The following is a 6,733-nucleotide window of genomic DNA, read 5'->3' on the forward strand; positions in this document are numbered from 1 at the left end:
CCATGGCACGCATCTATAACGACAATTCCCTTTCCATCGGCAACACCCCCTTGGTAAGACTGAACCGGGTGAACGACGGCGCCACGATCTGGGCCAAGATTGAAGGCCGCAACCCGGCCTATTCCGTCAAGTGCCGCATTGGCGCCGCCATGATCTGGGATGCGGAAAAACGCGGCGTTCTGAAGCCCGGCATGACTATCGTTGAGCCCACCAGCGGCAACACCGGTATTGCCCTGGCCTACGTGGCAGCCGCCCGGGGTTACAAGCTGGTACTGACCATGCCTGCCTCCATGAGCCTGGAACGCCGCAAGGTGCTGAAAGCCCTGGGCGCCGACCTGGTACTGACCGAACCCGCCAAGGGCATGGCCGGCGCCATTGCCAGGGCGGAAGAACTGGTGGCGGCAGACCCGGACAACCACTTCCTGCCCCAGCAGTTCGAGAACCCGGCCAACCCGCGCATCCATGAAGACACCACCGGCCCGGAAATCTGGAACGACACCGACGGCGAAGTGGACATCTTTGTTTCCGGCGTGGGCACCGGTGGCACCCTGACCGGTGTTTCCCGCTACCTCAAACAGACCAAGGGCAAGGCTGTGACCACCGTAGCCGTGGAACCCACCGATTCGCCGATCATCACCCAGGTACGCAGCGGCCAGGACCCGAAGCCGGCCCCCCATAAAATCCAGGGCATTGGCGCAGGCTTTATTCCGGGCAACCTGGATATGGACCTGGTGGACCAGGTTGAAGCCATCAGCAACGAAGACGCCATGGCCATGGCACACCGGATGATGAAAGAAGAAGGGATTCTGTGCGGCATCTCCTGCGGAGCTGCAGTAGCGGCAGCCGTCCGGGTAAGCAAACAGCCGGAGCACCAGGGCAAGAACATTGTGGTGATCCTGCCGGATTCCGCCGAGCGCTACCTGTCTACGGCGCTGTTTGCCGACACCTTTGGTGAGCTGGAAAACCAGCAGTAATCCAGGTTCCTTAAACGCAAAAAGCGCAGCCTCGCCGGGCTGCGCTTTTTGGTTTCAGGCGGCTCAAAACTGGAACTTCAGGCCCACCCGGCCAGTATCGAAGTCCGGGCCGTCATTGGTCACCTGGCCGTTGAAGTCGTCTTCATCGATATCCACGTTGTAGCGGTTGTATTCGGCGAACGCTGTCAGCTGCTCGGTCACCCGGAAATCCACACCGGCACCGACATACGGGTTTACTTCATCGTAGGTTTCACTTTCATCGAAAGCGTCTACATCAAACGCCGAGGCAAAGGCACCTGCCTTGGCATACACACCGAAACTGTTGGTCAGCGGCAGGCGGCCAATGGCACTCAGGCCGGCACCTTTAAGCTTGCCCTCTACCTCGTCATCACCGAAGTTGCCGAAATCGATGTACTCGGCCTCCAGGGCGAAGAATTCGTTGAACTGGTAACCCAAGGCAGCACCCAGCAAGTCGTTCTCATCCTCGAACTCGCCACCGTGGGACTTGTAGCCCCCGTAGCTACCGCTGATGTAGGGGCCGGATTGATCACGGCTGACGCTGTCCTGCGCCCAGACGGCCGGGGCGGTGAATACAGCAGCACTCAGAACGGTGGCACACGCAAAACTGGCTTTGTAGCTCATAACGCGTTTTCCTCTGTGGTCAGGTTTCCATTCGTCGAAACGAACAACCGGGACGACTCGTTCCCGATTGCGTGAACCTACCCTACCGGGGAAATTTCGCGTTTTGGGTTAAAACCGTACTAAGAATTATTCACATTCAGGTCATGTTTCCGGACATGACCCGCAGCGGCCCTGGCGGCCAGTCCGGCGGCTGCCCGCCCGGCCAGCGACAAGCCGGTATAGCTCAGGCGGGATATTTCGTGGTGGCAGACACGTACGATGCGACTGCTGTGCCGGGTTGCGGGAATGGCTTCCAGCACCCGAAAGCTCTCATCCGCCACCGAAAGGTGAATCCGTTGCAGCTTGACCGCTCCGTGTTGCACACCATGGGCCAGCAGGTCTGCCACGCCGAGCCACCAATGGGCATTGCTATGGGTTGGTTTCATACCAGCCACTCCTCAAGTTGCCGTGCTACGGCTGAATGATGGGCCAGGCGGATGTGATCCACCCCCGGAAAATTCGCTGTGCCGGTCAGCTGCCAGCCCGGCTGCCTGGCACCCCGGGCGCTGGCCTCATGCACCAGCGCATCGCCAAACAAGGCATTCACCAGGTGCTCTTCACCCCTGGCCAGCAGGCCGCTGATCACATAATGCCGGGCGCCGGCTAACAGCGGCTGGTGCGCCGTGCCCGGTTCAAACACCTCGCCCCGTGACAGGTTGCGAATGCCTTCACTGCGCAGGTCGATCACCTCGCCCACCACCTTCAGGTAATCCCGGGGCACCCGGTTGAGCCAGCCGGCGGCCTTGTGGGCACCGACTGCCAGCCAGGAACCGTCGTGGGGCGAGCCGATGTACACGCAGTCCGGGTTCAGCCGGATCCAGCTATCATCATTTTCCGCCCCGTAATGACAGGCACTGCGAATCAGCAGGCCGCCCATACTGTGGCCAAGCAGGACAAGGCGTGTTACCGGTACCGGCCAGTTGCTGACCAGCCGCTCCAGCAGCGCGGCCAGGTCCTGGCCATTGCGATAGATGGGACGGCCGGAATTGAAACGGAGCTTGAGTGCCGAGGCATTCCCTAACCGTTCAGCCAGCCGGGAGCCATAGTGCTCGCCTGGCTGGCCCGGAAAATCCCATACTGATTCCAGCTCCATTAAGCCATGGATGGACAGGCACAGCACACTGCCCGGCGCAGCGGGCCGGGGGTTCAGCAGATCCAGTGGCTCGCCGTCGGCAAACACCGTCATCGGCACCGCCAGTGCGTTGCCCCGGTGCTCCAGCCAGTCACCCAGAAAGCCGCTGGCGATGGCTGAAATGTGTTGCTGGACTCGCCCAGCGGAAGGAACAGACACCATGGTTATCTCCCGTGTATCCTTCCAGTGTACGCCCTTGGCGGTGCTTTGCACTGGCCATTTTCGGGCCAGAATGCGGCCCCGGGGCAAACCGGAGCGCCGTGGCTCAACGTTTGGTAATCTGCCCGAAAGGGCGACAGACACCTGATCCTGCTAGTCTTTGTGCCCGTATCACCCAAACCGGCCGTGCGCGCCTGTTGTCCACTGAGCAGCCAGAGGAAGTAGCCTATGCGATTTGCCATCATCGCCCTGACGAGCCTGTTGTTCTCAGCCAGCCCGGCCCTTGCCGAGCCCCAACCAGAAAGCTCTGCCGAACCGGAAGTGCTCGGTTTCATTGAATGGGTGGTGATGGGCGAAACCGGCATCCGGCTGAAAGCGCGCCTGGACACAGGCGCCAAGACCTCGTCGCTGCATGCAGTGAACGTGGAATCTTTCGAGAAAGACAACGAGGAATGGGTGCGCTTCCAGCTCCCGCTGGGCGATCATGAAGACCAGCCCAGCGAAGGTGAGCTGGAACACGACGAAGTCATCCTGGAATTCGAGCGACCGGTTTACCGCACGGTGCTGATCAAGCGCAAAGGTGCACCCTCCCAGCGCCGGCATGTGGTGAAAATGGAATTCTGCATCGCCGGCAAGATGCACGAAACCCAGTTTTCCCTCACCGACCGGGGCAAGTTCGCCTACCCGGTACTGCTGGGCCGCCGGTTTATGCGGGATGACAACATCCTGACCGATTCCGCCAGAAGCTTTGTTGCCGAACAGGAATGTCAATACAGCACACTGGAAGAGCTCGCCGAGAGCAGCAAGGCGGTAGAGCCCTAATCGGGGCTCACCTCCGGCTCATCATTTCGCACTCGTAGAAAGCTGGCAAACCTGGGCAAGCCGGTGGCCGTGACGCCCCGGTAGCGGAAGGTGATCACCGTGCCAACAGTCGGCGGATTGTGTCGCTCAACATCACTGAAGCCGGTGCCAATACGAAAGCGGCGGCCATTGGCCAGCTCCACTTCCAGCGATCCCATCAGCCCCTTGTACTTGCCCTTACCTTGCAGGTGACCAACCACCGTGGCTTCGGCGTCGTCGTGGGTTTTCACTTTCAGCAGATCATCTGAACGGCCGGCCTGGTACCGGCTGCTTCTACGTTTGAGCATCAGACCTTCAGCACCGGCAGCCACCACCCGACCAAGTTCTGCCATCAGTTCAGATTGGCTAGCAACCGGCCGCTGCATCACCAGGGCCAGATACGGTGAACCAGACGCTTCGACCAGCTGTTTCAACTGGCGATAACGCTGCTCGAACACCTTTTCAGGAACAGGCAGGTCAAACACGTGAAACCTCACCTGGCGCCATTCCTCGTCCACCGGCTGCGCCTTGCGCACCACCCCGGACAACTCGGCAAAGCGCCCGCGACCGTTCCAGAGTTCACCGTCCAGCGGATGTGACGGAAACTGCGCCGTAAACCAGTCCGGCGCCGCATACACATGCCCGCCCCGGGACCAGAGCTTCTCGCCATCCCAATAGGCCCGGACACCGTCCAGTTTTTCACTGACCCAGTAATCCTCGAGGTTTACACCCGGGTGATAGACATTCGCCAGGGGAATGGCCGGAGGCCCCGCACCCGCATTGGCCTGAGCCGGATAAGCGGCAAGTGACGAAAGAAAAAGCAGGCTGAGTGCCAGGGCTGCTGCCCTGGCACTGCCGGTCATGAAGAGTGGCATGTTCCTTTGCCCTTTTTACATCCTGTTGATGGTATTCCGAAAAACTCTTTGCTCAGGCCGTTACATACTTCAGCAGCTCAACCACCTGCTCCGGCGTTTGTGCCCAGGCCATGGCAGCTGCATCTACTTCCTTGAGCGGGTGCACGATATCTTCATCATGCAGCGTGATGTATGGCGTGCCCATGGCGGCACAGTAGCCGGCGTCGAAGGCCGCGTTCCACTGCTTGTACTTGTCGCCAAAGCGGATAACCGCCAGGTCGCACTGCTCAATCAGAGTCTTGGTGCGGATGGCGTTCACCTTGGAAGACTGGTGATCACGCCAGAAGTTGCTCTCCGGCTTGCCCAGGAAGTCGCCCGCAGCGTCGCTGGATTCGTGGTCGGTATTGGCAGAGGTGAACTCAACCGGCAGGCCGGCCGCCTCGGCACCCGCAGCAATCTGCTCACGCCAGTCGGTGTGGATTTCGCCGGAAAGGTATACGGTCCAGATCATTTTGGGCTCCTTAAGCTGAATTAAAGCCGGCCAGTCTAACCTACCGGCCGGCTATAATGTAGGTATCAGCCCGCGACGGAAGCCTCATGCTCACGAATCATGGTGTAAAGCTGATCCTTCAGGTGCAGGCGTTTTTTCTTCTGCTCTTCCAGATACTCGTCTGATGTGTTCTCAACACCGGTTTCGATGCGGTGAACCTCGTGGTCGAGATCATGGTACTCGTCAAACAGCTTGGCAAAGTGGCTGTTGCTGGTTTTCAGTTGGTGAATGGCTTCCTTGGACTCGGGAAGCTCGTGCAACAGATCATGCTTTTCGATAGTCATTCCTGGTGTTCTCCTGGGTTTTGTTGGTGCCTGAATTCACTGTATGCCTATGGCTTGAGAGCGCTCTTGATCAACGTCAACCCGATGGCCATCAGCCATGACTCACGGCCCTTTGTTACCACTTGTTGTTGTGCAGTTTGTGTCGATTGTCCTGCTTGAACCGCTCGTATTCCTGCTTGCTCATATCCCGCCAGTAACGGGGATTACGACCGGCTTTCTCATCATGGCGAACCGAGCGGGGATCCTGGTGACGGAAGGATTCGAACAGCGGAATATCCGGCAGTGGCTGGGTGACATCCATGTACCGGCAAACCAGCAGCCAGAAAGCCAGGACGTCTTCCCGGTTAGTGGTGGCTGGCATCAACTGGTTCAGAGGTAAGGCCCACTCTTCAGTTTTGTGTACCAGGTTCAGTCGATACCAGAGGTTGCCCTGACGATCCGGCAAGGTAACCAGGTAACCATCCCATTCATCGAAGGGTGCCTGGGCACTGATCTCACCTGTCCGCTCGTCGGTTTCCGGATCGTAGTAGAGGGTCACCATGCCGGTGCGACGGTTCAGCTCCCATTTGGGGCCTTTGGGGCGGCGGTAGATGATGTGGGGGAAGTGCTTTTCAAGAAAGCGACCTATCGCCCAAAATAAAAAAGCCGGTGCATAGAGATATGCGACAAAAGGGAAAACCGCTTCCGTCCAGAAAGCGTGAGCGCCAATTTCTTCGCCTATGTTGAACCAAGTCATCAACATGGCTATGACAAACAAACCAAACAACCAGGTCGCTATAAAGCGGCCGCCATGCTGCATCCACAACAAAGCCCAACTCACGCGAGGAAGTGTTGCGAATCGGATGCTGATTCCGTTGATCCAGCCTGCTGGATTATAGGGCTCTCCGCCTTCGACCGCTTCTCGCTCGAACTGGCGCCTGAGATTATCCTCTTCCACCATGACTTCGGGCGACCAGGTTTCCAAAGCCTTGGGTGGAAAAACACCAGAGCGGCTGCTTTTCGCAAGCGGCCGGCCACCCTGAGTCCAGCCATTTATGAACAGTTTACTTTGTTCAGATGGAGCAATAGGTTCAGGGCTTTTTCTGTTGCCACGATACGCGGTGTCTTCGTACTGAAGCGAGGCAGCGTTACTCCCCCCTCTGGCAGGATAGTTGGCACTACTTAATTTTTAACCAGTTGGGCGGTTCAGGTGTTGATAGTGCCTCGTTATTCCGAAGAACGTAAAGCCTCCGTGCTGGCGAAGTTGTCGCCGCCCCATA

9 protein-coding genes are annotated in these 6,733 nt (G+C 58.5%); 2 read left to right on the forward strand and 7 right to left on the reverse strand.

Annotated features, from left to right (window positions below; all coding sequences use genetic code 11):
• The first annotated feature begins 2 nt into the window (after positions 1-2).
• On the forward strand, positions 3-974 hold the full coding sequence (cysK, locus tag LWH94_RS15590; RefSeq protein WP_058342049.1) for a cysteine synthase A: 972 nt from the start codon (positions 3-5) through the stop codon (positions 972-974).
• A gap of 63 nt (positions 975-1,037) precedes the next feature.
• Here cysK and LWH94_RS15595 read toward each other — a convergent pair whose 3' ends face one another.
• The 3 genes from LWH94_RS15595 to LWH94_RS15605 all read right to left on the reverse strand — a co-directional run bounded on the left by LWH94_RS15595 (position 1,038) and on the right by LWH94_RS15605 (position 2,949).
• Complete coding sequence (locus LWH94_RS15595) at positions 1,038-1,616, reverse strand: porin family protein (protein WP_058342050.1); 579 nt, start codon at positions 1,614-1,616, stop codon at positions 1,038-1,040.
• A 119-nt stretch (positions 1,617-1,735) separates the two neighbouring features.
• Positions 1,736-2,041 carry a hypothetical protein gene (locus tag LWH94_RS15600; RefSeq protein WP_022988570.1) on the reverse strand — a complete coding sequence of 102 codons (306 nt, stop codon included), beginning with the start codon at positions 2,039-2,041 and terminating at the stop codon, positions 1,736-1,738.
• Complete coding sequence (locus LWH94_RS15605; protein WP_232902798.1) at positions 2,038-2,949, reverse strand: alpha/beta hydrolase; 912 nt, start codon at positions 2,947-2,949, stop codon at positions 2,038-2,040. The genes LWH94_RS15600 and LWH94_RS15605 overlap by 4 nt, the downstream gene beginning before the upstream one ends.
• Positions 2,950-3,174: 225 nt before the next feature.
• Between LWH94_RS15605 and LWH94_RS15610 the strand changes: the two genes are divergently transcribed.
• Positions 3,175-3,768 (forward strand): ATP-dependent zinc protease family protein, encoded by a 594-nt coding sequence (locus LWH94_RS15610; RefSeq protein WP_232902799.1) that lies wholly within the window; start codon positions 3,175-3,177, stop codon positions 3,766-3,768.
• Here the strand turns inward: LWH94_RS15610 and LWH94_RS15615 are convergent.
• From LWH94_RS15615 to LWH94_RS15630, 4 genes are all read right to left on the reverse strand, one after another.
• Complete coding sequence (locus tag LWH94_RS15615) at positions 3,765-4,661, reverse strand: DNA ligase (RefSeq protein WP_232902800.1); 897 nt, start codon at positions 4,659-4,661, stop codon at positions 3,765-3,767. The two genes, LWH94_RS15610 and LWH94_RS15615, sit on opposite strands and share 4 nt — an antisense overlap.
• Before the next feature lie 52 nt (positions 4,662-4,713).
• On the reverse strand, positions 4,714-5,151 hold the full coding sequence (locus tag LWH94_RS15620; protein ID WP_022988574.1) for a YtoQ family protein: 438 nt from the start codon (positions 5,149-5,151) through the stop codon (positions 4,714-4,716).
• Positions 5,152-5,216: 65 nt separating this feature from the next.
• A complete protein-coding gene (locus tag LWH94_RS15625) occupies positions 5,217-5,474 on the reverse strand; it encodes a YdcH family protein (protein WP_022988575.1) in 258 nt (85 codons plus the stop codon).
• Between the two features lie 115 nt (positions 5,475-5,589).
• Complete coding sequence (locus LWH94_RS15630; RefSeq protein WP_232902801.1) at positions 5,590-6,414, reverse strand: hypothetical protein; 825 nt, start codon at positions 6,412-6,414, stop codon at positions 5,590-5,592.
• Positions 6,415-6,733 lie beyond the last annotated feature (319 nt).

It is taken from the genome of Marinobacter sp. G11 (assembly GCF_021282325.1).
GTDB classification, from domain to species: Bacteria; Pseudomonadota; Gammaproteobacteria; order Pseudomonadales; family Oleiphilaceae; genus Marinobacter; species Marinobacter vinifirmus.

Coding starts and splice junctions, on each gene's coding strand:
- LWH94_RS15600 (WP_022988570.1), bottom strand. CDS start 2,041: ATGAAACCAACCCATAGCAATGCCCATTGGTGGCTCGGCGTGGCAGAC.
- LWH94_RS15595 (WP_058342050.1), bottom strand. CDS start 1,616: ATGAGCTACAAAGCCAGTTTTGCGTGTGCCACCGTTCTGAGTGCTGCT.
- LWH94_RS15625 (WP_022988575.1), bottom strand. CDS start 5,474: ATGACTATCGAAAAGCATGATCTGTTGCACGAGCTTCCCGAGTCCAAG.
- LWH94_RS15610 (WP_232902799.1), top strand. CDS start 3,175: ATGCGATTTGCCATCATCGCCCTGACGAGCCTGTTGTTCTCAGCCAGC.
- LWH94_RS15620 (WP_022988574.1), bottom strand. CDS start 5,151: ATGATCTGGACCGTATACCTTTCCGGCGAAATCCACACCGACTGGCGT.
- LWH94_RS15630 (WP_232902801.1), bottom strand. CDS start 6,414: ATGGTGGAAGAGGATAATCTCAGGCGCCAGTTCGAGCGAGAAGCGGTC.
- LWH94_RS15605 (WP_232902798.1), bottom strand. CDS start 2,949: ATGGTGTCTGTTCCTTCCGCTGGGCGAGTCCAGCAACACATTTCAGCC.
- LWH94_RS15615 (WP_232902800.1), bottom strand. CDS start 4,661: ATGCCACTCTTCATGACCGGCAGTGCCAGGGCAGCAGCCCTGGCACTC.
- cysK (WP_058342049.1), top strand. CDS start 3: ATGGCACGCATCTATAACGACAATTCCCTTTCCATCGGCAACACCCCC.